Origin of the sequence: Hyalangium sp. (genome assembly GCF_035629615.1) — a bacterium.
In the GTDB taxonomy this organism is placed as follows: Bacteria; Myxococcota; Myxococcia; order Myxococcales; family Myxococcaceae; genus Hyalangium.
The window spans coordinates 1-2,339 of sequence record NZ_DASPHO010000581.1 but is presented as its reverse complement, the minus strand read 5'-3'; the positions used below and the strand labels follow the sequence as shown (position 1 = coordinate 2,339).

Genomic DNA, 2,339 nt, shown 5'->3' with positions numbered 1-2,339 from the left:
GCACCAGCGATGGCGAGGCCCGCCTCGTGCGCGAGGCCCAGGCCATGGCGCGCCTCAACCACCCCCAGGTGGTGGCCGTCTACGACGCGGGCCCCCTGGAGGATGGCTCCCTCTTCATCGCCATGGAGTTCGTGGAGGGGCAGACGCTGCGGAAGTGGCGCGAGGAGCAGCCCCGCACCTGGCGCCAGGTGCTGGACACGTACCTCGCCGCTGGGCGGGGGCTGGCGGCCGCTCACGCCGCGGGCCTCATCCACCGGGACTTCAAGCCGGACAACGTCCTGATCGGCAAGGATGGCCGCATCCGCGTGACGGACTTCGGGCTCGCGCGGACCAACCCCGGCCCCACCCCCACCGCCACCGCGGAGCACGTCCCCGCCTCGCTCTCCTCGGATACGTGGGACAGCGGCCTCACCATGCCAGGGACGCTGATGGGCACCCCGAAGTACATGGCCCCCGAGCTGATGCGCGGGGAGGCCGCGGGTGTCCGCAGCGATCTCTACGCCTTCTGCGTCTCGCTCTACGAGGCCCTCTACGGGCAGCTCCCCTTCCCGTCCGGCAGCATGGCCGAGTACTCGAGGGCCCGGCGCGAGGGCCGCATCCTCCCTCCGCCGTCTCCGTCCGAGGTGCCCACCTGGGTAGCGCGCACCATGCTCCAGGGGCTGCAGAGGGATCCGCGCCAGCGTCCCGCCTCCATGGAGGCGCTGCTGGCAGCCCTGGGAAACGATCCCGAGGTGAAGCGCCGGGCTCAGCAGCGGAAGGGGGCGATGACATCGGCAGGGCTGCTGCTGGCCGCGCTCGCCGTCTGGGGCTGGGGCCGCCAGCACGCGCAGGAGCCCGCCTGCAGCCAGGTGGCGCGCCGGCTGGATGGCATCTGGGATACAGCCGTCAAGACGCGGGTGCGCACGTCGCTGCTGGCCACGGGCCTGCCGTACGCGGGCGCCACCGCCGAGCGCGTCTCCGCCGCCCTGAATGGCTACGCCCAGCAGTGGGTGAAGCAGAGCACCGCGCTGTGCATGGCGGAGCAGACCCCGCAGAACTCCCGGCTCGCGGCGCTGCGCGAGTCCTGCCTGGAGCGGCGGCGCAGCCGGCTGAGCGCCACCACGGAGCTGCTCGCGCAAGGCGCAGACCGGGAGCTGCTGGAGAAGGCGGCCCAGGCCGTCCAGTCGCTGCCGCCGCTCGAGGACTGCGAGGACGACAAGGCGCTCACCGCGGCCGTGCCTCCTCCCGAGGATCCCGCCGTCCGGGCGAAGGTGGAGGCCCTGCTGACGAAGGAGGATCGGGTGGAGGCGCTCCTGGGCGCCGGCAAGTACAAGGAGGGGCTGGCCGAGGCGGAGCCGCTGCTGCGCGAGGCGGAGCCCGTGGGCCACGCGCCGCTCTACGCGCACGCCCTCTTCCTGACGGGGCGCCTCCGGAGTGATGCCGGCGACTACAAGGGCGCCGAGGAGGCCCTGCGAAAGGCCCTCGCCGAGAGCGCGCGCGGCAAGGATCTGGGGCTGATGTCCAAGGCGCTGAGCCACCTGATGCTCGTGATGGGTGTGCGGCAGAAGCGCCTCCAGGAGGCCACACCGCTGGAGCCCATCGTGGAGGCCCTCGCCGAGAGCACGGAGGACGACGTGACGCGGGGCCTCGCGCTCCACAGCCTGAGCGTCCTGCTTCAGGAGACAGGCCGGTACCCAGAGGCCTGGGAGAAGGCCACACGGGCCCTGGCCCTCTGGGAGAAGGCGCTGGGGCCGGAGCATCCCAATGTGGCCAGTTCCCTGCAGCAGCTGAGCTCCATCACCTGGTGGATGGGGAAGTACCCGCAGGCGCTGGAGTATGCCGAGCGCGCCCTGGCCCTGAAGATGAAAGCCCTGGGGCCCGAGCACCCCGATGTCGCCAAGGTGATGAAGACCTCGGCCGCCGCGCTGCGCGATCTCGGGAGGTATGAGGAGGCGCGCCAGCGCTTCGAGCAGGTCCTGGCGCTCCAGGTGAAGATCCTCGGGCCCGAGCACCCGGATGTGGCCGGCGCCTTGAGCAACATGAGCGTCGTGCTGATCGATCTGGGCCGCTTCGAGGAGGCGCGGCAGTACGCGGAGCGCTCCCTGGCCCTGAAGGAGAAGCTCCTGGGCCCGGAGCACCCGGACCTGGCCAGCACGCTGAACAACCTCGGCAACGCGCTCTCGGAGCTGGAGCGCCACGCGGAGGCCCAGGAGAAGCACGCGCGCGCCCTGGCCCTCCAGGAGAAGGCCCGCGGGCCCCAGCACCCCCTCGTGGCCCTGGCGCTCACCCTGCTGGGCGCCGATCTGATGAACCTCGGGCGGTATGAAGAGGCCCGGCAGCGGCTCGAGCGCGCGCTGGCC

Annotated in this window: 1 protein-coding gene; it reads left to right on the top strand. The window is 72.2% G+C overall.

Going from position 1 to position 2,339, the window contains the following annotated elements; genetic code table 11:
• Positions 1–2,339, top strand: a 2,339-nt coding sequence (locus VD972_RS29415) for a serine/threonine-protein kinase (protein ID WP_324992081.1), incomplete at both ends; no start/stop codon positions are given.